This window comes from Sphingobacterium zeae, assembly GCF_030818895.1.
Lineage (GTDB): Bacteria > Bacteroidota > Bacteroidia > Sphingobacteriales > Sphingobacteriaceae > Sphingobacterium > Sphingobacterium zeae.
In genome coordinates this window covers 1,584,941-1,608,345 of the sequence record NZ_JAUTBA010000001.1, presented here as the reverse complement: position 1 = coordinate 1,608,345, position 23,405 = coordinate 1,584,941, and the positions used below count along the sequence as shown (strand labels likewise).

General features: G+C 37.8%; 21 protein-coding genes. 13 read left to right on the top strand and 8 right to left on the bottom strand.

The genetic code is table 11. From position 1 onward, the window contains the following. Positions 1 to 23: 23 nt before the first annotated feature. The gene (locus QE382_RS06710; RefSeq protein ID WP_307185213.1) at positions 24 to 479 is read left to right on the top strand and encodes an NUDIX domain-containing protein; all 456 of its coding nucleotides are present in this window, start codon (positions 24 to 26) and stop codon (positions 477 to 479) included. A gap of 299 nt (positions 480 to 778) precedes the next feature. On the opposite strand, the gene QE382_RS06705 is transcribed toward QE382_RS06710, so the two are convergent. Then, complete coding sequence (locus QE382_RS06705) at positions 779 to 1,492, bottom strand: class I SAM-dependent methyltransferase (protein ID WP_307185212.1); 714 nt, start codon at positions 1,490 to 1,492, stop codon at positions 779 to 781. 139 nt (positions 1,493 to 1,631) lie between these two features. Here QE382_RS06705 and QE382_RS06700 point away from each other — a divergent pair, with 139 nt between their 5' ends. Both QE382_RS06700 and QE382_RS06695 read left to right on the top strand, forming a co-directional pair. After that, the gene (locus QE382_RS06700) at positions 1,632 to 2,543 is read left to right on the top strand and encodes a LysR family transcriptional regulator (protein WP_307185211.1); all 912 of its coding nucleotides are present in this window, start codon (positions 1,632 to 1,634) and stop codon (positions 2,541 to 2,543) included. 184 nt (positions 2,544 to 2,727) lie between these two features. Next, positions 2,728 to 2,907, top strand: coding sequence for a hypothetical protein (locus tag QE382_RS06695; protein WP_307185210.1), 180 nt, complete (start codon positions 2,728 to 2,730; stop codon positions 2,905 to 2,907). A 140-nt stretch (positions 2,908 to 3,047) separates the two neighbouring features. Here QE382_RS06695 and QE382_RS06690 read toward each other — a convergent pair whose 3' ends face one another. Both QE382_RS06690 and QE382_RS06685 read right to left on the bottom strand, forming a co-directional pair. Then, positions 3,048 to 3,566 (bottom strand): glutathione peroxidase, encoded by a 519-nt coding sequence (locus QE382_RS06690; protein WP_307185209.1) that lies wholly within the window; start codon positions 3,564 to 3,566, stop codon positions 3,048 to 3,050. 11 nt (positions 3,567 to 3,577) lie between these two features. Then, positions 3,578 to 4,444, bottom strand: a complete 867-nt coding sequence (locus QE382_RS06685; RefSeq protein ID WP_307185208.1) for an N-acetylglucosamine kinase — start codon at positions 4,442 to 4,444, stop codon at positions 3,578 to 3,580. 311 nt (positions 4,445 to 4,755) lie between these two features. Between QE382_RS06685 and QE382_RS06680 the strand changes: the two genes are divergently transcribed. Further along, on the top strand, positions 4,756 to 6,501 hold the full coding sequence (locus QE382_RS06680; RefSeq protein WP_307185207.1) for a M61 family metallopeptidase: 1,746 nt from the start codon (positions 4,756 to 4,758) through the stop codon (positions 6,499 to 6,501). 55 nt (positions 6,502 to 6,556) lie between these two features. Here the strand turns inward: QE382_RS06680 and QE382_RS06675 are convergent, their stop codons facing one another. After that, positions 6,557 to 7,057: a hypothetical protein gene (locus QE382_RS06675; protein ID WP_307185206.1), complete on the bottom strand. Its 501-nt coding sequence runs from the start codon at positions 7,055 to 7,057 to the stop codon at positions 6,557 to 6,559. A 268-nt stretch (positions 7,058 to 7,325) separates the two neighbouring features. Between QE382_RS06675 and QE382_RS06670 the strand changes: the two genes are divergently transcribed. Both QE382_RS06670 and QE382_RS06665 read left to right on the top strand, forming a co-directional pair. Beyond that, positions 7,326 to 9,092, top strand: a complete 1,767-nt coding sequence (locus tag QE382_RS06670; protein ID WP_307185205.1) for an AMP-dependent synthetase/ligase — start codon at positions 7,326 to 7,328, stop codon at positions 9,090 to 9,092. 35 nt (positions 9,093 to 9,127) lie between these two features. Then, the gene (locus QE382_RS06665; RefSeq protein ID WP_307185204.1) at positions 9,128 to 10,132 is read left to right on the top strand and encodes a YihY/virulence factor BrkB family protein; all 1,005 of its coding nucleotides are present in this window, start codon (positions 9,128 to 9,130) and stop codon (positions 10,130 to 10,132) included. Position 10,133: 1 nt separating this feature from the next. On the opposite strand, the gene QE382_RS06660 is transcribed toward QE382_RS06665, so the two are convergent. Together QE382_RS06660 and QE382_RS06655 are read right to left on the bottom strand one after the other, a co-directional pair. Continuing rightward, positions 10,134 to 10,820 (bottom strand): outer membrane beta-barrel protein, encoded by a 687-nt coding sequence (locus QE382_RS06660; protein ID WP_307185203.1) that lies wholly within the window; start codon positions 10,818 to 10,820, stop codon positions 10,134 to 10,136. A 64-nt stretch (positions 10,821 to 10,884) separates the two neighbouring features. Continuing rightward, on the bottom strand, positions 10,885 to 11,496 hold the full coding sequence (locus QE382_RS06655) for a WbqC family protein (protein ID WP_307185202.1): 612 nt from the start codon (positions 11,494 to 11,496) through the stop codon (positions 10,885 to 10,887). 88 nt (positions 11,497 to 11,584) lie between these two features. Between QE382_RS06655 and QE382_RS06650 the strand changes: the two genes are divergently transcribed. The 7 genes from QE382_RS06650 (at position 11,585) to rplI (ending at position 17,775) form a co-directional block, all read left to right on the top strand. Continuing rightward, a complete protein-coding gene (locus QE382_RS06650; RefSeq protein ID WP_307185201.1) occupies positions 11,585 to 12,451 on the top strand; it encodes a lysophospholipid acyltransferase family protein in 867 nt (288 codons plus the stop codon). Further along, positions 12,448 to 13,479, top strand: a complete 1,032-nt coding sequence (locus tag QE382_RS06645; protein WP_307185200.1) for a glycosyltransferase family 2 protein — start codon at positions 12,448 to 12,450, stop codon at positions 13,477 to 13,479. The genes QE382_RS06650 and QE382_RS06645 overlap by 4 nt, the downstream gene beginning before the upstream one ends. Before the next feature lie 119 nt (positions 13,480 to 13,598). Further along, the gene (gene ligA / locus QE382_RS06640; RefSeq protein WP_307185199.1) at positions 13,599 to 15,623 is read left to right on the top strand and encodes an NAD-dependent DNA ligase LigA; all 2,025 of its coding nucleotides are present in this window, start codon (positions 13,599 to 13,601) and stop codon (positions 15,621 to 15,623) included. A gap of 37 nt (positions 15,624 to 15,660) precedes the next feature. Further along, positions 15,661 to 16,539 (top strand): 4-hydroxy-tetrahydrodipicolinate synthase, encoded by an 879-nt coding sequence (gene dapA, locus QE382_RS06635; RefSeq protein ID WP_307185198.1) that lies wholly within the window; start codon positions 15,661 to 15,663, stop codon positions 16,537 to 16,539. A gap of 145 nt (positions 16,540 to 16,684) precedes the next feature. Then, positions 16,685 to 17,053, top strand: a complete 369-nt coding sequence (gene rpsF / locus QE382_RS06630) for a 30S ribosomal protein S6 (RefSeq protein ID WP_046671750.1) — start codon at positions 16,685 to 16,687, stop codon at positions 17,051 to 17,053. Next, positions 17,053 to 17,316, top strand: coding sequence for a 30S ribosomal protein S18 (gene rpsR, locus QE382_RS06625; RefSeq protein WP_028071347.1), 264 nt, complete (start codon positions 17,053 to 17,055; stop codon positions 17,314 to 17,316). Before rpsF ends, rpsR begins: the two co-directional genes overlap by 1 nt. Positions 17,317 to 17,331: 15 nt before the next feature. Continuing rightward, positions 17,332 to 17,775 carry a 50S ribosomal protein L9 gene (gene rplI, locus QE382_RS06620; RefSeq protein WP_209578825.1) on the top strand — a complete coding sequence of 148 codons (444 nt, stop codon included), beginning with the start codon at positions 17,332 to 17,334 and terminating at the stop codon, positions 17,773 to 17,775. 545 nt (positions 17,776 to 18,320) lie between these two features. Here rplI and trxA read toward each other — a convergent pair. Both trxA and dnaE read right to left on the bottom strand, forming a co-directional pair. Then, positions 18,321 to 18,641 carry a thioredoxin gene (gene trxA / locus QE382_RS06615; protein ID WP_104385830.1) on the bottom strand — a complete coding sequence of 107 codons (321 nt, stop codon included), beginning with the start codon at positions 18,639 to 18,641 and terminating at the stop codon, positions 18,321 to 18,323. Positions 18,642 to 18,764: 123 nt separating this feature from the next. Then, positions 18,765 to 23,183, bottom strand: coding sequence for a DNA polymerase III subunit alpha (gene dnaE, locus QE382_RS06610; protein ID WP_307185197.1), 4,419 nt, complete (start codon positions 23,181 to 23,183; stop codon positions 18,765 to 18,767). Positions 23,184 to 23,405: the final 222 nt, after the last annotated feature.

The window sequence follows — 23,405 nt, the reverse complement described above, 5'->3', positions numbered from 1 at the left end:
ATATATACAAACATAATTAACTCATGTTTCCATTTAACGTAAGAGTGTACGGAATATTGATCAATGAAAAACAGGAAGTGTTGATCAGTGACGAAAGGACGGAAAATGTTTCATTTACCAAATTCCCCGGCGGGGGCTTAGAATATGGAGAAGGTTTATTGGATGCCTTGATCCGGGAGTATCAGGAAGAGTGTAATTTTGAAGTTGCTGTCGTTAAGCACATTTATACCACTGACTTTTATGAGAAATCAAGCTTTAATGATAGTCAGATAATATCCATTTACTATCAGGTTAAGAACACTTCACCAATTCAAATCAGAACTACGAACAGAGCTTTCGATTTTGATCCAGATCAAAAACCGGAAGACAATAAACTTCAATCGTTTCGATGGGTACCAATTGAATCGGTTCTCATTGATGATCTAACCTTCAAAACAGATCAAATCGCTTGGAAGGAGTTCTTGAAAACGATTAGATAATAATAATTTTTCAATTTTCATGATTTTTATTTGTATTTAAAAAATAAAGATATATCTTTACGTAAACCAATGGAAATGCTTGTTTTTTTTAAAGTATTGACCTCAATAATTACATTTTATTATTTATTTAACATCTCACATGTGACTGGGAATAATGTTGGAAGAGCGTGGGATAAGACGGAAATTGGTTTATTGAATATGTAAAATCCTAGTCCTATAGGTTTTTTAATAGTTAGTGTGATTTTATGGCGATACTCCCCGTATCGCCTTATTTATTTAAGTCCTATTTCTGCAGCCCGTTATTTAAAGGCTACATAAGAAGCGAAACATAAATTCTTGTGCAAAACATCCACATTGTTAAAACCAACATCGGTCAATAAATTGAGCTGGTAAACCAGAGATCTCGGCGTATCCTCATGTTCAATATAGTCAAAAACATGATCGCGATACTCCTCATCCTTCAATTTAGTTAAATATTCGCCATATTTCTCCTTATAAATTAGCTTTTGGAGATGAACGTTATTCTGTTCTATCAAATCAAAAATCCATACACTTCCACCTGATTGTAGCAGACGGAATAACTTTTTAAAAGTGCTTAACCAATCCTCGTCATCCCGTAAGTGATGTAAAACCGAAGTAGCAATAATGACATCGAATTTTTCCTCTTCCAAGGAAACTTCCCTAAAGTCTCCCTTTATCAACTGAATTTCTCCTTTTGTCAGCGCACTTACACGCTCTTGTGCTCTATTTAACATGGGTTGACTTAAGTCTACAAGACTAAAATTTGGATTAGATTTCAGTTTTTGCAATAACTTAACATCGTAATTTCCAGCGCCACATCCAATATCCAATATATTTTTTGCATTTGGATAAACACTTGCAATGGCATCTGTAATGAGCTCCATGTTCCAAACCGCATCCAGTGTGGTCGCCTGGCCTGTTTCTAAATTTGAAAAACGTTCTACATCATTGTCAAACCGTGTTTCAATTTCCTGTAAAGTTGCTTTATTCATCTGTAAATTATTTATTTTTTGAAATTCGGACGAGCCGCATACGGCACGACCATATGCAGACTGATTGTATTGTAGCCCACCCATTATTTTTTAATAATTTAAAGGTAAGACTAACTGGATTTCATTAAAAATATTTATTTTGTCAAGAATTCATACCAAAAAAGTATCGATGGAAATACGACATCTTATTTATTTCAAAACAGTAGCCGAGGAGCTTCATTTTGGCCGAGCAGCAGAACGTCTATTTATGTCCCAACCGCCGTTAAGCCGGCAGATTAAAGACCTTGAAGACGAGTTGGGGGTCATCCTTTTTTTCAGGACCAACAAACGCGTCGAACTAACAGAAGCCGGTAAATACTTTTTGGAGGAGGTCGTGGAAATTCTTCAAAATATAGAGCACAGCAAAACAATCACGAAGCAGATCCACAACAATATTTCTGGAGAATTCAAATTGGGGTACATTAGTTCAACGCCTAAGAGAATGCTCGCAACAGTATTGAAACACATTCAACAGAAATTTCCGTACTTAAGAGTGAGTCTTTTTGAAACGTCGACACACAAACAGAAATTGGCGCTAGAAAATGGTAAACTCGATCTAGGTATAATGCGTTCTCCGATTTATTCGAGTGAATTATTGACCACTCCTCTTTTCGAAGATCCCATGGTCATTGTAGGCCCGACACAGATAGCGTTTAGTGATATTAACTTCTTTAATGAAAGTTTTATCTCTTTCAATCAAAAATATGCGTCTGAATATCATCGCCATGTTATTAATACGTGTAACCGCATGGGGTTCGAACCTAAGATTGTGCATCAGAGCAACTCGATGTCTTCTATTCTCGAATTGGTTTCACAAGGTCTGGGATTAGCAGTAGTCCCCGCTTCCACTATCAAACAGTATCCACATTTGAAACTAAAAACTATGGCAATTGAAGACATAGATAGCAAAACAGAAATCATACTTGTCTCCAATAAAAAAAGTAAAAACAGCGCATTAGGCGAATTTATGGATTGTATCCAAAAAGAATACCGCAAATTTAACGCCTCCTAAAGATTGTTGGATTGATTATTTACATCCCTATCTCTGCTGAATGATCAGTTGAATCAATCGCCCTGTTGTTTATCAGAGCGATCTACGGATCAGGTTTGCACCGCATGGAATCTATGATTATTGCAGTTTTTTAGATAGAATTTCCTTACATGCATACGATTACTAAGATCTCACAAATCAATTCATGAGAAAGCATCTTCTCTTACTCCGTTTCTTAATTACTCAATTGCTTCCAACATTTTTATCTGCACAGTCCGCATCGGTCAATCTTGGTCTTAAAGAAGTGATGCGTCGGTATAAAGCGATTGGTCTCAGCGTCGTCGTTTATAGTTATCACAAATCGCTGCAATATTCCGGAAAGTGAAGAATTCAATCCCTTACGAAAAGATTGTATAAATGTGCTTTATAATGCCTGTATAAAAGAAAAATAAACATATCACTTAAAATATCTAATAAAAAGAGCTGCGAAATCGCAGCTCTTTTTATTAGATATTTTAATGACTTTTAGTTTTTAACCCAATTTACAATTGCTGGATCGAGTGGATTGGTCGCTGAACGGAAACGGTGTACAAGCTTACCATGCTCATCGATCAGGAATTTTTCAAAATTCCACTTAATCTCCCCCTTAAAATCGGGATTTTCCTGTGCAGTTAGATACTTAAATAATGGAGCAATTTGATCACCCTTCACATCCACTTTCTCTGCCATTAGAAAATCAACACCATAATTTTGTTCACAAAACTCTTGAATTTGCGCATTTGAACCTGGCTCTTGTTGTCCGAAATTATTTGCTGGAAATCCTATAATGACCAGCTTATCTCCAAAAGTTTTGTGTAATTCTTGGAGGTCTTTATATTGTTTTGTAAAACCACATTTAGATGCAGTATTCACAATCAATACTTTTTTACCTTTGAAATCAGACATTTTGACTTCCTTACCTTCAAGCGATGTAAACTTAAAATCATAAAAATTGGGATTGCCAAATAACATTGACATATACACCATAATAGTAGCGATAATCATATTTAATTAGTTTAAAGACTTAATAATGAATTACTCTCTCTTTCCAATACTGCGTTGAACAGCTCGTTAATAGGAGATTTTAAAATGGTACCTACCTTGATCTGATGTGTATCACAGACTTCGCGTAAAATTAGATCAAAACTATATGCAATAGAACCCACAAAGTGACAGTCATATTTATTATAATCTGGATAGGTCAAAATTGATGCCTGAACAAATTCCTCAAATCCGCTCTTAACCAAATCAATAATAAATGGATGCGTAATATTATCTGACATGAAGGGTGCAAAAGATGCTAAGAATGCATTTGGACGCTCCTTTTGATACACATTTTTGATAACAATCTCTTTATTGATTCTATACTTATTCGCAAATTTCTCATTTAGATCCTTGGGCATACGTCCATACAGAAAAAGTCTAACTAAATTTTTACCGAAGTAAGCTCCAGAACCTTCATCACCCAATACATAGCCATTTCCATTGTGTGAAGGCATCAACTCTTCTCCATCAAAGAAACTGAGATCCGACCCAGTTCCCAAGGTTGCTACATAACCTTTTTTATTACCGCATGTCGCTAAAGCACTTCCAAAAAGATCATTTTCAACAGAAATATAGGCATTTTCAAATAAGGGGGTCAATGCATTCGATACCATTTCCCTACGATCAGGGGTAATGCACCCCGCACCAAAGAAATACAATTCTGTAACCTCATCAGCATATGGAATAATTTCGGGTATTTCCTTGATAACACGTGTAATTTCCTTTTCATTTACAAAAAAAGGATTAAGTCCATTTGTACTGAATGAGATAGGCGCACTATCTGGCAATTCCAATTTCCAATCCGACTTTGAAGAGCCGCTATCAACAACTAAGATCATACAAATTCTTGATTATTTTCCCCAATAAACTATTGTATCAAACTTAGCAAAAATTCTGATAAAAAACAGATTTTTTGCGTCTTTCAACAAACCTCATAAATAGGGTTTCCTTCGAAAGCAACACGAATAATTGTTCAAATTATACTATATCTTTTACTGAAAAATAGTATATTGGAGAGAATTTTAATATCTTCCTATGACCTACTATTTCATACCTATTGCAGTTATTAAAGAACCATTAATATATTTTTTTGTTTGATTAATCATACGATACTTTCTAGCTTTGTGAGCTCATACTAAATTTATTTTTCATGGATAGTGACCATTTAAACATACCCGAAATACATTTTGAAGTATCATTTTCAGAAGTGCAAGCTCATTATATTGAGGTGAAAATGAGCATAACAAATCTCAACCAGCCTTATGTCGATCTAAAAATGCCGGTATGGTCTCCTGGATCCTATTTGATTCGCGAATACGCTAAAAATGTAGAACGATTCCGACCGCTTGACAAAACGGGAAATACAATCAACTATCAAAAAATTTCTAAAAATACCTGGCGAATACCTACAGAATCGTTGGATCAAATTGAAGTAGTCTATGCCGTCTATGGGTTTGAAGCTTCAGTACGTACTAATTTTTTTGATAGCGACCATGCTTTTATTGTACCCACAGCGACGTTCTTCTATATTGATAACCGGATAGATCATCCGACTACAGTCAGCATAGATTTAAAAGATACTTGGACGAGCATATCAACCGGGCTTGAGCAAATTGAGGAGCATAAATTTTATGCGCCAAATTTTGATATCTTGTACGATAGTCCCATCGAAGCCGGTAATCAGGATATCTGGAAATTCCATGCTGCAGGTGTAGAACATGAGTGTGCCATGGTCGGAGGGGGAAGTTATGATAAAGCACGATTGACAAAAGATATCACCCGTATTGTTGAAGAAGAAACCCGTATTTGGGGTTCTAACCCAAATAAGCGTTATGTTATTATTACACATAATTATCAGTCTGGAGGTGGTGGGTTAGAACATCTCAATTCCACAGTTTTGGGGGCGTCAAGAAATGCCTATCTTAACGAGACCAGTTACAAAAATTACCTGAGCCTTGTGGCGCATGAGTATTTTCATCTTTGGAATGTGAAACGCTTACGTCCAAAAGCTTTAGGACCGTTCAATTACGATGCCGAAAACTATACCACGGGACTATGGATTATGGAAGGATTCACTTCGTATTATGATAACCTCATTATTAAACGATGTGGATTCTATAGCGAAAAAGAATACCTCTCTTTGTTAGCTAACGATTTTAATATTGTATTGAATCGTCCCGGGCATGCAATACAGTCTGCAGCTGCCTCAAGTTTCGATACCTGGATTAAACATTATAGACCGGATGAAAATTCAATAAATTCAGGTATATCTTACTATAATAAAGGTGCGATGCTGACAGCATTGCTGGATATTAAAATTATCGCAGCTACGGAAGGTAAATTAAAATTGGATGATGTTATTCGTGAAGCTTATGAAGAGTTTTTCCTGAAACTCGATCGCGGATTTGAAGAAAATGAATTTAAAAGTCTCGCGGAGCGCATCGCTGGCACTTCGTTAGATGATATTTTCGACGCGGCGCATCAGGATGGCGAACTGGACTATAACGATTATTTCAATCTAGTTGGTTATGAAATTATTGACACAAATGTTAATAACAGCACCTTAACATTAGGGATTACCACAAATAAAGTAGACGGGTTAATCTCAGTAGCAACCGTGGAAAAAGATTCTGGTGCATACGAGGCCGGATTGAATGTCAGAGATGAACTCATTGCAATCAACAACATCAGACTCGATGTTAAAGATAAAGAAATTGATTTCATTGTTCAGCATGCCAAAGAGGGAGAACTATTAAACTTTTTGGTGGCCCGGGATGGTTTGGTGCGCGAGATACCGGTCCATATCAGAAAGAATACTAAAAAGATTTATGAGATCCGTCCGCTCAAAGATCAAACCTTCCTGCAGGAATTATTGGGTAAAATCTGGATGGCTTAAAACTGAAATATTGCTGTAAAAAATAATAGCGGAGTTTTCCGCTATTATTTTTTTATTAAAATTTATACCTTACTGAAAAACCGACCGGGTCAAATAATTTGATGCTCGATTCATTTAGAAAATCAAAGTAAGGTTTTACATCCAATGAGATCTGAAATGGTGATTGTGGAACGTTAAATTCAATTCCAACAATACCATCAATACTCAGGTCGAGCTGTGAATCAAATGACTGACGTTTACCATCGAAAATTTTATCTTTCTCTTTAAAAGAACCGACGCTACCGCCAAAACCATAATACCAATTGAATCCGGCAGCCAGCGGTTTATATATTTCATATAAGCCTACGACACGGAAACGGCGGAAGTCAGAATTGCTCTGAATACTCATGATACCTTCCAATGCATGATCCGAATTAAGCGTATGACGATAAGTAATTCCCTGAGCGGACCCAAATCGTCCACCAATAGCGCCTCTATTGTCCAATTGAGCTAACGCTCTATTGGATAATGCACCAAACATCAGCATTCCACTAACGGCTAAAAATATTTTCTTCATAAAAATCGTACGCTTTTTTGCTTTACCTTTTTTCCAAACATAGATAAAATGCTTTTTATATGCAATACAATTGCATATCCTGAAGACTATTTAACAAACCTTCTATTAGAAAGACATTTTAAGTAAAATAAATATTACATCACAGCTATAACGACATAATGTTTGAATTGTTATGCTATTAATCCCAAATTCTCCAACTTTATTTCTGATATTTTTTTTATATTTAAGACAATACAGCATGTAGTAATAACCAATAAACTCAAGTGATATGGGCAGAATTTTTGACTTTATAACATTATATAAAGAAAATTACGCAAAGGACATTATGGTAGCGGGTCGCGATGGAAATGGCCAATGGAAAACGTATTCTACCAAAGAATACACAGATGCTATTGACTCCTTAAGCAGGGCACTACTGAAGCTCGGGCTCAAGAAAGGTGACCGGGTAGGAATTATGTCCGGCAACAGACCTGAATGGAATTTAGTTGATTTTGCCTGCAACCAAATAGGCCTTGCAACCGTGCCCCTGTATCCTACCCTATCTGCGCAGGACCTTTCATTTATTGTAAATGATTCAGATGTAAACGTCCTATTTGTTAGCAACAGGGAGTTAACAGACCGTATTGAACAAGCGATCAACGAGCATGGAATTCACCCACAATTGTATACATTTGATGCTATCGAAAATTATACGCACCTAAGAGCATTCATCGAAACTACCAAAGATGACATCACCGATTTAACGCCATTTCGCGATGCTGTAACGGAAGATGATCTGTTAACTTTGATCTATACTTCAGGAACCACTGGGCGTCCCAAGGGAGTCTATCTCTCACACAAAAATGTGTACAGTAATGTCTTGGCTTGCAACCACCTGATCCGGGCCGACTTCAAAACGGCATTAAGCTTCCTGCCTTTATGCCATATTTTTGAACGCATGGTAGTCTACATGTACTATTCCAAAGGTATTCAGATTTATTTTTCGGAAAACCTAGACAACGTTGTTGCGGACATCAACGATGTTAAACCAGATTTATTCACCACCGTACCTCGAGTACTGGAAAAAGTATATGACAAGATCATTGAAAAGGGGAAAGCGCTAACTGGTGTAAAAAAGAAAATCTTCTTCTGGGCTGTTAATTTAGGTTTGAAATTCCAAGAACCTGAACATAATGGAGCGCTTTATAATCTTAAACTTGCGATTGCAAGAAAACTGATATTCTCAAAATGGCAAGAAGCGCTTGGAGGAAATATTAAGATTATCGTGTCCGGCGGCGCTGCCCTTCAAGAACGGTTAGCGCGTGTATTTTGGGCGGCTGGACTTAAAGTACTTGAAGGATATGGGCTGACTGAAACTTCTCCCGTAATCGCCGTCAATTCTTACTTACAAAATGGATTAAAATTTGGAACTGTGGGTAAACCCCTTAAAAATTTAGAGGTAAAGATCGCTGAAGACGGAGAAATCCTAGTGAAAGGCCCGAGTATTACCATAGGCTATTACAAAAATGAAGATGCTACCAAAGAAGCTTTTGACGATCAAGGATTTTTCAAAACAGGTGATATTGGAGAAATCACAGCCGATGGTTTTCTTAAAATCACCGACCGCAAGAAGGAAATGTTCAAAACTGCCGGCGGCAAATATATCGCTCCACAATCCATTGAAAATAAGCTCATGGAATCCACTTTAATAGGACAAGTGATGGTTTTTGGCGAAAACAGAAAATTTCCCGGAGCTTTAATCGTTCCGGCATTTGATGTGCTGTCCAAATGGGCAAGTCAAAAAGGGATCAACCTATCATCAAATGAAGAACTCATTAAAAATTCGGAGGTAATCCAAAAATATCAGGATGAAATTAACCGGTTATCCACTAATTTTGGACATTGGGAAATTGTTAAGAAATTCATTATACTTCCGAAGGAATGGACCATTAATGACGGTCAATTAACCCCAAAATTGAGTTTAAAACGAAAGATTATTTTAAAAGAGAACGAAACGGCGATCGACAAATTGTATCAGGAACAGAACCAAGAATAACAATTTGCACGATTATTGGGACTGATCATCGTATTATGAAGCACATTACACTTAGAAATTTATTTACACTCGTTTATTGGAGAGACATTTGGCATGTTTTAGTGGATGCATTTAATGGGTTTAATGATGACAAATGCATGAAGAAGAGTGCTTCACTTGCTTATTACACAGTTTTCTCCATCGGACCACTTCTTATGATCGTGATCTGGTGTATAGGATTTTTTTACGGAGAACATCTTCAAAGCGGATCTTCGGCCCAAGATCAGGTGTTGGAAGAGGTCATGGTACTTTTTGGACAGGACGTAACTACCCAAATTCAGTCTTATCTGCAGAAGATCACATTCGAAAATAAATCCAATATGGGAATCACGATAGGTATTGTTACATTGATCCTATCTTCCACGACCTTATTCGTTGATATACAGGATTCGATTAATAATATCTGGAAAGTAAAACCCAAGCCGAAAAAAGGATGGCTCAAACTGATCATCAACAGATTGATCTCTTTTTCTATCGTGATTGCCTTGGGATTTTTACTTATTGCCTCACTGATGATCAATGGACTTATTGTCGCAGTGACCAATTTAGTGATGACGTATTTTCCCTTTATTCCAATTTCCCTTATTTCTTGGGTAAATACAGGCATCACCTTTTCAGTCATTGTCATCTTATTCGGATATATCTTCTCCTTCCTTCCCGATGCTAAGGTAAAATTCAGAGATATGCTCGGTGGAGCCATCTTTACAGGACTACTTTTTATGCTAGGTAGATATGGTATTTCAATCTATCTCAACGTTTCATCCACGGCTAGTTTTTATGGAGCTGCAGGATCCATCATCGTTATGCTATTATGGATCTACTATTCAGCTGCTATATTGTACTTTGGCGCAGAATTCACTAAATTTTATGCCATTAAATTTGGCTCAGGCATTGTACCTTCCGCATTCGCAGTAGCGGTTGAACAAACAGAAAAAGTTAAAAAAATTGGAAGCGATGCTGAAGCACACGTCGGAGATACCATTCAGATCTTAAAACAATAATTTACTTTTTGTCTTTTTTTCCGCTGATGGAACCATCTATACCGATGACATCAATGACTTTGTCTCCAATCTGCGTAATATCGGATTTTAATCCCACCATGACGGTGAAGATATTGACAGGGATATTCTGTATTTTTCTAAAATTATGAAGATAGCCGAGCTCCAAACCTAAAAAGAATCCATTAAACTTGTAGTCAGCGCCAGCGCCTATTTTACTGGAGAAATTCAGGTGATTTTTACTCTCCATCTTAACAAGCTTCTGATCAGCAAGCACACGTGCTCTCGGCTCACTTGTCAGACCAACACCAGGCCCTACAAAACCATACATATTTAGTCGGCGCATCTGCTTTCTAATACCTCCAGAAAATGATAACGTATAGAAATTCGTATTGGCATCTTCTAACCGATATTCGAAATCCGGATCAATCAAGGGTTGTCTGTACTTAAACGAAAGGGTGTACAGTGTGGGAGACACAAAAAACTTTGGATCTTTCAGGGAAATATCCAAGCCAATACTTCCAGAAAATTTTGGCGAAAGTATCTCTTTTGTTTTTCCAATAGGAAAACCCATACCTGTCGTTCCCCAATAGTATACTTTTCTATAATGTATCGTGTCAACGCCCCCTTGAGCGAAAGCACTGGCACAAATAGCACCGAGCAAAATAAAACTTAATAGGATTCGTTTCATTTAAATACGTTTTATACTGAATAACAACAATATAAAACGTATTTTGTTCAAAGAATATGGGCGATTATAGATAACTTTTTGATTGTGGCCCTTGATTGAAGAGCAAATCGATTATACTTAGATCGGGGTAGAATCCATTCTTATCTGAAAAAACTTGATAATACTCTTTTGGATTAGCCAATATACTTTTCTTTTTGGGATGTATAGCATTACGATAATCGATCGTATCCGCTGGAGCTGCCACGTACTCTTGGGTAAAATTCACAGCGCGCTTAAGCTTGATAGATTTAAGAAGCAGTTCCAACTGAGCCACATTAAAATCTAAAAGATAGTCGAATTTCGCTTCGTAAAAATGTATAAAATCATCTTCATAGTACTCAAAATAAGCAGAACTACGATAAGCAGTCTGAATACTTAGCCAGTGTAGACGCTGCCAGTCAAACTCATAACTTATACGAATATCTTTCATCGGAACACGATCTTTATTGCCATGTTGAATCGGTACAATCAAATCCTGCACACCATTCGCAGAAGCAATACGTGCTCTTGTACGATAACTTTGCTTTTGAAAATGCTCATATTTCTCGATGACTAAATTAAGATTATGCTCTTGTATCGTATGAAAGTAAGATATCGGTGGAAGATAACATGCGGGAAGTAATAACTGCGATTCCATAAAAACTGATGATTTTTGTTATAAGTGACGCAAAAATAACTTAAATTAAGGATATTTGTAAAGAACAACTGGGAATTTTAGCTATAGCATGAAACAAAAAGCGTTAAACGCATTAATCTATATTATATCTCTTCTCCCCTATTGGTTTCTGTATTTGATCTCCGATGGGCTTTATTACATACTCTACTATATGATTGGCTATAGGAAGAATATTGTATTTCAGAATTTAAAAAATGCTTTTCCTGAAAAAACGGATAAAGAGCGACTTCTAATTGCTAAAAAGTTTTACCGTTTTTTTCCGGACCTCCTTGTCGAGTCGATTAAATTAAAAACAATTACTGCTGAGGAAGTGAAGCAAAGAATGATGTTGGAAAATGAGGAGGAATTGACAAGACATCTTGAGGCCGGCAAGAATGTCATTGGGGTAACGTCGCATTATGCCAACTGGGAGCTTGGTATTCACCGTTTGAGTTTAATCACAAACTTTCCAACGTTGATTGTATACAAACCACTCAATAACAAAGATATTGACAAGGTTTACAATGGCATGCGGGGCCGGTTTGGTGCCGAAATGGTACCAATGAAACAAATACTCCGTCATATCGTCAAGTTGAAGGGCCAGCCCAATATCAGTATACTCGTTGCGGATCAAACACCGCTGTATTCGGATTCCGATTATTTTATTAATTGGCTAAATCAGGAAACATTGGTCTATACAGGAGCCGAAAGACTTTCTAGAATAAGTAAAGCACCTGTGGTCTATTGTTATATCGGAAGAAAGCCCAAAAGAGGGCAGTATTTCTGTAAATTCGTTACTTTAATCGAAGATCCAAGTGGCTTTGGCGAGCATGAAATTACCGATATACACAATCAATTTGCTGAACAGCTTATTCGTGAAAACCCAGAATATTGGTTATGGTCACATAATCGCTGGAAAAGAAAACGTAGAAAATGAGTAAATTACCCAAAGTAGCTGTCGTTATCCTCAATTGGAATGGTCGATTTTTCCTGGAAAAATTTTTGCCATCCGTATATAATAGTTCGTATCCGAATGTCGAATTTGTCATTGGAGACAATGCCTCCGATGATGATTCAATTTCATTTGTGAAACAGTACTATCCGACGATTACTATACTTGAAAATGATAAAAACTATGGCTTCGCAGGAGGTTATAACAAAATACTGCAGCGTGTAGATGCTGATTACTATGTACTCCTGAATTCGGATGTCGAAGTGAGCCAAAACTGGATTGAACCCGTGATTGAATACTTGGAAAGAAACCCTTCCCTGGCAGCAGCACAGCCCAAAATACGTTCATTCCATGATAAGCAGAAGTTTGAACATGCTGGAGCAGCTGGGGGATATTTGGATTACTTTGGATTTCCTTTCTGCAGAGGTAGAATCCTACATGAAGTGGAAGACGACGAAGGACAGTACGAGGAGGAATCAGAGATCTTCTGGGCCTCTGGAGCTGCACTTTTTATCCGTTCGGAAGCTTGGGAGGCGGCGGAGGGGCTAGATGAAGATTTCTTTGCGCATATGGAAGAAATTGACTTGTGCTGGCGATTGAAAAAGATGGGCTATGGCATTGGCTATTGCCCTAAATCTATTGTTTACCACGTTGGGGGCGGAACGCTCAACGCTAGCAATCCAAAAAAAACCTATCTTAATTTTAGGAATAATATGGTTATGCTGCAAAAGAACTTGCCCTTAGGTAAAGCGATATTTATTATTTTCATCCGACTATGGTTTGATTTTGCTGCGCTTGGCAAATTCCTTATCGATCGCAAACCCAAAGATGCCTGGGCAATCAGCCGCGCGCATCAGTATTTCTTCTTAAATATTTTTAAAAATGCTAAAAAACGTAAAAAATACAACCACAGGGGAAATACAAAGGGGCAGTACAATAAGTCCATCATTGTGGATTTTTACATGAATAGGAAACATAAATTTTCTCAGCTGAATCCAAGTGATTTTAAATAGCTTCTCATTTCCCCAAAATATAAAATGCAGAAAAACGCATTTTAAAAATAAAGCAGTCATTATAGCAAGATTCTTTATTTATTTTATTTAAACGTACTTTTTATTTGTAATTTTGCAAAATGTTGGCGATGGATATTGAAAAAAAGATAAAAGACTTAACCGCAGAACTCAATCAGTATAACTACCAATACTATGTATTGGCGAGCAGTGTTATTTCTGACTATGACTTCGACCTTAAACTAAAGGAGCTCGAAGCCCTGGAAGCTCAATATCCAGCGTTTGCCGATCCCAATTCTCCTACACAGCGTGTTGGCGGAGATATAACTTCCCGATTTCAAACGGAAAGACATCGCTGGCCCATGCTCTCTTTAGGCAATACATACAGTCAGGAGGAATTGCTTGATTTCGACCAGCGTATCCGCAAAATCATCGGCGATCAGTTTGAGTACGTCTGTGAATTAAAATTCGATGGTTTATCCATCAGCTTGACTTATGAAAATGGCAAGCTAAGTAAGGCGGTTACTCGTGGCGATGGCACGCAGGGCGATGTGGTTACCAACAATGTTAAGACAATCCGATCAATTCCCATCAAACTGAAAGAAGGAGCTTATCCTGCGCAATTCGAAATACGCGGAGAAATATTTATGCATAAATCAGCTTTTCTGCGTTTGAACAAAGAGCGCGAAGATAACGCGGAGCCAATGTATGCCAATCCGAGAAATTTCGCCTCCGGAACGATCAAACTGCAAGACTCTGCAGAGGTTGCGAAGCGGCCATTAGACTGTTTCCTTTACTTTTTATACTGCGACAATAGAACAAATCTATTTCACGATCACTGGAATAGCTTAAACCATGTCAAGGACTGGGGATTCCACATCAGTGAGCACAGCAGAAAATGCAGTACATTAACCGAGGTTTTTGCATTTATCGATTATTGGGAGGTCGAACGCCATAATCTTGGTTATGAAATTGATGGAATTGTGATTAAAGTAAATGATTATGCGCAACAGGAAGAACTTGGCTTTACGGCCAAAAATCCACGGTGGGCAATATCCTATAAATTCAAAGCAGAGTGTGTAGAAACCACTCTAAACTCGATTAGTTATCAAGTTGGACGTACCGGCGCTGTCACACCTGTTGCCAATCTGCAACCTGTACTATTGGCAGGGACTACCGTCAAACGTGCATCCTTACACAATGCAAATGAAATTGCTCGCCTGGATCTGCACGAACATGATACAGTATTTGTGGAAAAGGGGGGCGAAATCATACCCAAAATTATTGGCGTTAATCATACCAAGAGATTGCATGGATCAACAAGCTTTGTCTACCCAACATCATGTCCCGAATGTGGCTCAGAACTCATACGCCAAGATGGCGAAGCGGTACACTACTGCCCTAATGAAACAGGGTGTCCCCCACAAATTGTTGGTAAAATGCAGCATTTTATCGGACGCAAAATGATGGACATCGAAGGTATGGGCGACGAAACAGTTGACAACTTCTTCAAAAAAGGTTTATTACATAATATCGTTGATATTTATGGACTAAAAGACCATCAGGAAGACTTACAGCAGCTGGAACGTTTCGGTCGGAAATCCATAGAAAATATGCTGAAAGGCATTGAAAAATCCAAAGAAAAACCGTTTGAAAAGGTACTATTCTCTTTGGGTATACGTCACGTTGGTGAAACGATCGCAAAAAAACTAGCACTGCATTTCAAAAATATTGATGCACTAGCGCAAGCTTCAACAGAGGAAATCGAAGGAGTACAAGATATTGGACGTCGCATTGCGGAGAGTGTTAAAGAATATTTAGACAATCCAATTCATCAAGAACAGATTAGGGCTTTAAGAAATTACGGCTTAAATTTTGAAATTAAGGAAAAAGAAATCGTTTTGACCAGCAACGCACTGGAAGGAAAGACTTTTTTAATATCCGGTGTCTTTGCAAACCATTCGCGGGAAGAATTGGCGGCATTGATTGAGAGTCATGGCGGAAAGATGTTATCTTCCATTTCTGCCAAATTAAGCTATCTCATAGCGGGAGATAAAATGGGACCGTCCAAACTAGCGAAAGCAGAAAAATTGGGTATCCCGATGATTAATGATAAAGAACTATTTGAACTCATTAATCCCGAGTAAGTTTTTTTAATTAAATTTATATAAATACAAAAACAAGATGAACGAGCTTCACGGCGCAGGAGTAGCATTAGTCACTCCTTTTAACTCAGATGGATCTGTTGATTTCGAAGCATTAGGTCAGCTAATTGACTTGCAAATCAACGAAGGTATGGATTATTTGGTTTCTTTAGGTACAACTGGAGAAGTTGCCACTTTAACCAATGATGAACGAAAGCGCATCTGGGATTTTACTGTCAAGCGCGTGAACGGTAGACTACCCTTGGTTGCTGGAATTGGTGGAAATAATACGGCCGAAATTGTGGAGCAAATCAAAAATTTTGATTCCACTGGATTTTGTGCGATTCTATCGGTTTCTCCATATTACAACAAACCAACTCAAGAGGGAATTTATCAACACTATAAAGCTGTTGCATCGGCATCTCCCCTGCCTATTATTTTATACAATGTACCTGGACGTACAGGAAGCAATATTTCTGCACAGACAACATTACGATTAGCGAATGATTTTTTAAATATCGTCGCTATCAAAGAAGCTTCGGGTAACTTTGCTCAGCTCAGTGAAATCTTACGGGATAAACCAAAAGATTTCCTACTAATTTCTGGTGATGATCCTGTTACGTTGCCAATGATGGCTCTTGGTGCTGCCGGCATCATTTCAGTCATCGGAAATGCTTTACCGAAAAAAGTAGCAACCTTAACAACACTATGTGCCGAAGGGAATTATATTGACGCAAGATCGATACATCAAGAGCTATTGGATATTACCGAACTATGTTTTATTGAAGGAAATCCCGCTGGCGTAAAATATATACTTCAGGAATTGGGTATTGGAAAAGATACATTACGCCTCCCCTTAGTCAGCATAAGCACAAAAACAAAGGTTACGATAAAAGAAGAATTAAAAAAAATAAAGTAGATATCGTAGCGTACACTTTGGAAAAGTTTAGATCCTTTTGAGGATCTAAACTTTTTTGTTTTAATGCTTTGCAACATAACAATATAATACCTACATTTGCACTTCCACAAAAGTGGGTTTTTAAACAACAAAATTAATTAACACAATGCAACAGTACGAATCTGTAATCGTTCTTACCCCGTTGCTTTCTGATGATGCTGCGAAAGAAGTAATCGCAAAATTCAAAAACATCTTAACAGAAGGCGGAGCCGAGATTGTCGCTGAAGACAATTGGGGTTTGAAAAAATTAGCGTATCCAATCCAGAAAAAAACTACTGGATTTTATCACTTAACTGAATTCAAGGCTCCAGGTGAATTAATCAATAAATTAGAGGTTGAATACAAACGTGATGAGCGCATTATGCGTTTCTTGACTGTAAGTTTAGACAAACATGCTAAAGCTTACAACGAGAAAAAACGTAGCGGTGCATTCAACAAAAAAGCTGAAACTAAAACTGAGGAGGGCGCAAACTAATGGCTAACGAAAATATCCAATACGTAACTGCTCCTAAAGTAGAGGACAACCGTAAAAAATACTGTCGTTTCAAAAAGAATGGTATCAAATATATCGATTATAAAGATGCTAACTTCTTGATGAAATTTGTAAATGATCAAGGTAAAATCTTACCTCGTCGTTTAACTGGTACATCTTTGAAATTTCAACGTAAAGTAGCTCAAGCTGTTAAACGTGCTCGTCACATCGGCTTGTTACCTTACTTAGCTGATGCAATTAAATAAGGAGGACGATAGAAAATGGAAGTAATTTTAAAACAGGATATCAAAGGCTTAGGTGAGCAAAACGATATCGTTAATGTAAAACCAGGTTTCGGTCGTAACTACTTAATCCCTCAAGGATTTGCAATCCAAGCGACTGAATCTGCAAAGAAAGTTTTAGCTGAGAACATTAAACAAGCTCAGTTCAAACAAGACAAAATCAAAAAAGACGCAACTGAATTAGCTGGTAAATTAGAAGCTATCAAACTTTCAATTGGTGCTAAAGCAGGTGAATCTGGTAAAATCTTTGGTAAAGTAAATAGTATTCAGATTGCTGATGCATTGAAAGCAAAAGGTTTTGATGTAGATCGTCGTCGTATCACTTTCGAAGTAGAACCTAAAGAAGTAGGTGAATACATCGCAAACTTAAACTTACACAAAGAAGTGAAAGTTCAAGTTCCTTTCGAAGTAATTGCTGAATAATTCAGTTTATTTAGTCAATAATAAAAAGCGGCTATCCTTTCGGATAGCCGCTTTTGTTTTCACCCATACTTTAGCCTCAAAAAAAACTCGCGTTACGGAGAGCAACGCGAGGCATAATCTAGGGTATTTGAAAGGGAAAATCTTTGTCAATTTCTTTTTTTTTCAAAAAAACAACTCCTAAATCATCGAGTCAAAAAAAAATAACATCAAAATCAAAAAATCGAAACAAACTATTTTCGAAAACCAATTTCAATACTCAAAGGAAGTAAAAAATATTGATTTATGCAAATAAAATTGATTTTTTATCAAAAAATAAACACAAAAAAGCTAAAATGAACAATAAAATCATACTAAAAATACAAAACACTAAAAAACACCACATTCCACCCGGTAAAAAACAAAAAAAATACATAAAATAAACCAAAACAAACAAAATATACACGCAAAACAATTAAAAATCGAGATAAAATCAAAAAAACTGAATTTTAAAAACAAAAAAAAGCCTGAAATAGAATATTTCAGGCTTTTTTTTGTTTTTAACTAAGTTATGCTAATTGTTTTTCTAATTTCTCGTTCAATACTGATTTTGGAACAGCACCGATTTGCTTATCAACAATTTCACCATTTTTGAAAAATAACAAAGCAGGGATATTACGAATTCCATAACGTACTGAAATCTCTGGATTCTCATCCACGTTTACTTTCCCTATAACTGCTTTTCCCTCGTAATCCTTCGCCAATTCCTCTACTACAGGACCTACCATACGACATGGTCCACACCACTCTGCCCAAAAATCGATTAATACTGGTTTGTCTGCTTTTAAAACAACTTCTTCAAAGTTGCTATCTGTAATTTCTAATGCCATAATCTTTTAATTTTTATAAACCGAAGTTATGTGTATATTTTTTTAATTGCTAAAATCTATAAACAAAGATAATAACAACTATTAATGTATTTGTAATCTTAATTACACAAATTCCAATCCAAACTAGTTCAGTCGATAATTTATACCTTCAAACTTATCGATGCAATCCAAAAATTCATTTGTAAGGTTTATTTTCAGACTTTTAGCTGGCATTTCGACAGATATCTCATCCTGCGGATCCCAAATTTTAAACTTCAATTGACAACTTGGCACAACACCTTCGATCTCGTTTTGCGCAAGTATATCCTTAATTCCATCTAAAAAAGCTTCGTTCAATTTAGGCAAAGGAATATTGATCGTAAAACTTTTAGCCATCTTTTCACGAAGATCAGAAAGCAATTGTACACTGCGTAGCTCAAAGCCCCAATTTCCGACTTGTCTAAAACGCTCCTGTACCAAGCCTCTTAACTGAACAAAGTATCCTTCCTGCAAATATCCTTTTAATTTCACATATTCTTCGCCAAATACCGCCATATCATAGGAGTCACTATAATCTTCAATGATAAAAGAAGCAAAGGGCTTACCATTCTTTGTCAATCGATGGTTTGCAGAAGCTATAATACCCCCTATTACCAATTCCTTGTTTTTGATTCGATTGAACTCAAGTAAAGTCTCTTCATCAACCTCTGCCGCCTTAACCTTATTAATCAATGCTAAGTCTGAAACCGAATTTTGACAAAAATGCTCAATTTCAAAACGATAGGTATCCAATGGATGACTGGTTAGATATATACCGATGACCTCTTTTTCATATTTAAGCTTCTCAATTAACCCCCATTGCGGACATGGCGCCAACACGGGCTCCGGTAACTCAGCTCCACCATCAACACCAAAAAGACTTGCCTGGGCTGAACTTTCATTTTCCTTATAACGCTGTCCAAAACGTATCGCCTTTTCCATGCCGGTTGAATTTTCATCGGAGTGGAAATACTGTGCACGATGTGTATTTTCGAAACTATCAAATCCCCCCGCATAAGCTAAGCTCTCAAATGCCTTTTTATTGACAGCACGTAAATCAATACGCTTAGCCATATCGAAAACAGATTTATACAATCCAGATTGCCGTGTTTGCACGATAGCGTCTACCGCTCCTGCCCCAACACCTTTCACCGCACCTATTCCAAAACGAATAGCTCCAGATTCATTTACCGTAAACTTATAATAGGATTCATTCACATCTGGCCCCAATACCTGCAAGCCCATTCGTTTACATTCCTCCATAAAGAATGTTACTTGCTTAATATCATTCATATTGTTAGAAAGTACAGCCGCCATATATTCAGCAGGAAAATGTGCTTTCAAATAAGCTGTTTGATAGGCCACCCATGCATAACATGTGGAATGGGATTTGTTAAATGCATAACTCGCAAAAGCTTCCCAATCCGTCCATATCTTTTCCAAGACCTTAGCATTATGCCCCTTCTCCTCCGCCTGCGAAATAAACTTAGGCTTCATCTTATCAAGTACAGCCTTTTGCTTCTTACCCATGGCCTTCCGCAGTACATCGGCATCACCTTTTGAAAATCCAGCTAACTTTTGGGACAAAAGCATTACCTGCTCTTGATATACTGTAATACCATAGGTTTCCTTTAAATACTCCTCACAGGCATCCAAATCGTAAACAATCGGATCTATACCATGCTTACGCTTAATAAAACTGGGGATATATTCAATTGGCCCCGGACGATAGAGCGCATTCATCGCAATCAAATCTGCGAATACCGTAGGCTTGAGGTCACGCATGTACTTCTGCATTCCTGGAGATTCATACTGGAATACACCAATCGTTTCACCACGTTGAAAAAGCTCATACGTAAGTTCATCATCAATTGGAAACTGATCTGGATCCAGTACAATACCATGGCTTAATTTGACATTCTCGACGGTATCTTTAATCAACGTCAGCGTCTTTAAACCCAAGAAGTCCATTTTTAGCAAGCCAGCACTTTCCACCACGTGGTTATCAAACTGCGTTACATAAAGGTCAGAGTCTTTTGCTAAAGAAACAGGAACAAAGTTAGTAATATCATCGGGTGTGATAATAACGCCGCAGGCATGAATACCTGTATTTCGTACAGAACCTTCCAATACCCGGGCTTGCCGGATTGTTTCGGCTTCCAGCCCAGCACCATCGGCAATAGATTTCAATCTATTAACGGCTTCAATTTCCTCTGTTCTTAGCTTCTCCTTTAAACCAGCGTCATCTAGCGTAAAAATTTTCGATAATTTAAGATTTGGAATCAGCTTAGCAATCTCATTAGCATCACCTAAAGGTAAATCAAGTACACGGGCTGTATCTTTAATGGATGATTTAGCTGCCATTGTACCGTAGGTAATAATCTGAGCAACTTGACTAGCACCATATTTATTAATCACATATTGCATGACGCGTCCACGCCCCTCATCATCAAAATCGATATCAATATCGGGCATCGATACACGGTCTGGATTTAAGAAACGCTCAAACAGCAAATCGTACTTAATCGGATCGATATTGGTAATCCCAAGACAATAGGCCACAGCTGAACCTGCGGCAGATCCCCGTCCAGGACCCACGGATACTCCCATCGCTCGTGCGGCTGCAATAAAATCCTGCACAATCAAAAAGTAACCAGGATAGCCGGTTTTTTCGATAGTAGCCAGCTCAAAGTCTAGCCGCTCACGAATATCATCCGTGATTTCTTCGTAACGTTTTTTAGCACCTTCATAACAGAGGTGCGCGAGGTATTTATTCTCCCCTCGTTTTCCGCCATCTTCAAGATCCGCTTTAACCTGAAACTCTTCGGGTATATCAAATTTAGGCAGGAGAACATCGCGATTTAGTTTAAAAATCTCAACTTTGTCGACTATCTCCTGAATATTCAAAATTGCTTCGGGAAGATCCTTAAACAGCGCCTTCATTTCGTCAGAAGACTTGAAATAATATTCCTGATTCGGCAAACCAAAACGGAATCCCCGGCCCCTACCTTTTGGAGTCGAAAGCTTCTCCCCATCTTTCACACATAATAAAATATCGTGCGCGTGGGCATCACCCTTCTTCTCGTAATATGTATTGTTGGTCGCAACAATTTTAACCTGATATTTGCGGGAAAATTTGAGCAATGTTTGATTCACACGATCCTCATCTTCCTGGCCATGACGCATCAACTCGAGATAGAAATCATCCCCAAAGTGCTCCTTCCACCATAGCAATGCTTCCTCGGCCTGGCTCTCCCCTATATTCAGTATTTTATTAGAAACTTCTCCTTGCAGGTTTCCCGACAAAGCGATAACATCCTCCTTATACTGAAGAATAAGATCTTTATCAATCCGGGGCACATAATAAAATCCTGCTGTGTAGGCGAAAGAAGCTAGCTTTGCCAGATTATGATAACCGCGCTTATTTTTCGCCAACAACACAATCTGGTAACCATTATCTTTTCTGGACTTATCTTTATGGTTTTCACAGACAAAAAATTCACACCCCACAATGGGTTTTAAGAGCTGACCAGTAGGCTCTTGTCCATTCTCAATCGCTTCCGCATTTTGAGCTTCAATTTCCTTGTTATGACCTATAATGCGAGAAACAAACTCAAAAGCCCCCATCATATTGCCATGATCCGTTAATGCAACAGCCGGCATATTATCCTTAATCGCTGCCGAAACCAACCTATCGTACGACATCGTGGACTGAAGGATCGAAAACTGAGAATGGTTATGTAAATGGGCAAATTTAGCATCCTTTAAGGCGGCCAGTGCTTCAGCATCCACAACAACCCTAGCCTCTTCAGGCTCGGATTGCCGTCTAATTTCATCAGAGGCAGCTTTTAAGTTTACATGCTTCAGCCCTACAGTAGGTATCGGACCCGGATTATTGATTTTAAAATCAACGAAGTAACCGGTATCCACCTGAAGTTCTTCGGCCGTAAACACTTCTCTTCTCACCAGCTCCAGAAAACAACGTGCTGTCGCCTCTACGTCGGCAGTGGCATTATGTGCTTCGGCAAATGGCACTCCAAATAAATAGGAATGTAGCTCGGTCAAATTGGGCAACTTAAACCGCCCGCCACGACCACCAGGAATTTTCAGTAGTTCAGCGGTTACTTCCGTACAGGTATCTAATACAGGCATATTCGCCATATCGGATGTGACACCATAGCGATAAAATTCGCAGCCCATGATATTCAAATCAAAACCAATATTCTGCCCAACGACAAACTTAGCTTTATTTAATGCGATATTGAATTTCTCTAGCACCTTTTGAATTGGCAACCCTTGCTCCTCCGCCAATGCAGTGGATATACCGTGTATTTTTTCAGAGTCATAGGGTATATCAAATCCATCTGGCTTAATTAAGAAATCTTGATGTTCGACCAGATTCCCCATCTCATCATGAATCTGCCAAGCTAATTGAATACAACGAGGCCAATTGTCCGTATCCGTAATTGGCGCGTCCCAACGCTTAGGTAAACCCGTCGTCTCCGTATCGAAAATAATATACATAAAATTCTAACCCCTTTTAATCCAACACATTAAACACAATACAATTTGTATTTTTTTGGATTTGAAATTTACGAAATTATTAGAGAAGATTGTGTCAGATTTTTGCGAAAATAAACTATCAAGATAGCGCATTACAGAAAAATACCTCTTAAACTAAACGCTAACATAAAGCTGATTTGAAACCTACTTATCGTACATCAACAGTCTGTCGTCATAAATTTT

Coding starts and splice junctions, on each gene's coding strand:
- dapA (WP_307185198.1), top strand. CDS start 15,661: ATGAACGAGCTTCACGGCGCAGGAGTAGCATTAGTCACTCCTTTTAAC.
- rpsR (WP_028071347.1), top strand. CDS start 17,053: ATGGCTAACGAAAATATCCAATACGTAACTGCTCCTAAAGTAGAGGAC.
- QE382_RS06650 (WP_307185201.1), top strand. CDS start 11,585: ATGAAACAAAAAGCGTTAAACGCATTAATCTATATTATATCTCTTCTC.
- QE382_RS06680 (WP_307185207.1), top strand. CDS start 4,756: ATGGATAGTGACCATTTAAACATACCCGAAATACATTTTGAAGTATCA.
- QE382_RS06685 (WP_307185208.1), bottom strand. CDS start 4,444: ATGATCTTAGTTGTTGATAGCGGCTCTTCAAAGTCGGATTGGAAATTG.
- rpsF (WP_046671750.1), top strand. CDS start 16,685: ATGCAACAGTACGAATCTGTAATCGTTCTTACCCCGTTGCTTTCTGAT.
- ligA (WP_307185199.1), top strand. CDS start 13,599: ATGTTGGCGATGGATATTGAAAAAAAGATAAAAGACTTAACCGCAGAA.
- QE382_RS06670 (WP_307185205.1), top strand. CDS start 7,326: ATGGGCAGAATTTTTGACTTTATAACATTATATAAAGAAAATTACGCA.
- QE382_RS06655 (WP_307185202.1), bottom strand. CDS start 11,496: ATGGAATCGCAGTTATTACTTCCCGCATGTTATCTTCCACCGATATCT.
- QE382_RS06710 (WP_307185213.1), top strand. CDS start 24: ATGTTTCCATTTAACGTAAGAGTGTACGGAATATTGATCAATGAAAAA.
- dnaE (WP_307185197.1), bottom strand. CDS start 23,183: ATGTATATTATTTTCGATACGGAGACGACGGGTTTACCTAAGCGTTGG.
- QE382_RS06705 (WP_307185212.1), bottom strand. CDS start 1,492: ATGAATAAAGCAACTTTACAGGAAATTGAAACACGGTTTGACAATGAT.
- QE382_RS06665 (WP_307185204.1), top strand. CDS start 9,128: ATGAAGCACATTACACTTAGAAATTTATTTACACTCGTTTATTGGAGA.
- QE382_RS06645 (WP_307185200.1), top strand. CDS start 12,448: ATGAGTAAATTACCCAAAGTAGCTGTCGTTATCCTCAATTGGAATGGT.
- QE382_RS06695 (WP_307185210.1), top strand. CDS start 2,728: ATGAGAAAGCATCTTCTCTTACTCCGTTTCTTAATTACTCAATTGCTT.
- QE382_RS06675 (WP_307185206.1), bottom strand. CDS start 7,057: ATGAAGAAAATATTTTTAGCCGTTAGTGGAATGCTGATGTTTGGTGCA.
- trxA (WP_104385830.1), bottom strand. CDS start 18,641: ATGGCATTAGAAATTACAGATAGCAACTTTGAAGAAGTTGTTTTAAAA.
- rplI (WP_209578825.1), top strand. CDS start 17,332: ATGGAAGTAATTTTAAAACAGGATATCAAAGGCTTAGGTGAGCAAAAC.
- QE382_RS06660 (WP_307185203.1), bottom strand. CDS start 10,820: ATGAAACGAATCCTATTAAGTTTTATTTTGCTCGGTGCTATTTGTGCC.
- QE382_RS06690 (WP_307185209.1), bottom strand. CDS start 3,566: ATGATTATCGCTACTATTATGGTGTATATGTCAATGTTATTTGGCAAT.